Source organism: Chitinimonas violaceus, from assembly GCF_052601015.1.
This window is the reverse complement of record NZ_JBQXDJ010000367.1, coordinates 1-205: the sequence shown is the minus strand read 5'-3', so window position 1 is coordinate 205 and position 205 is coordinate 1. Positions and strand designations below refer to the sequence as shown.

Here is a 205-nt window from a genome sequence, read left to right as displayed (position 1 = left end):
CAGCACTGCCAGCGAGCACGACACCTTGCACTTTGAGCGCGTACTCGACGAGGGTAATACCAGCCGTGACGTGTGGACTGATCGCGGCTATGTGGATGGGGAGCGTGAAGCTCGGCTCATTGGACAAAGCTGGCGCATGCACACCCAGCGTAAAGGCAGAGCGGACAAGCCCTTGTCCGAATGCCAGAAACGTCGCAATCGACGG

At 59.5% G+C, this 205-nt stretch carries 1 pseudogene; it reads left to right on the top strand.

The annotated features are described in order from the left end of the window. Nucleotides 1-205, top strand: a pseudogene (locus ACUHMQ_RS21600) (IS5/IS1182 family transposase); the annotation flags it as partial.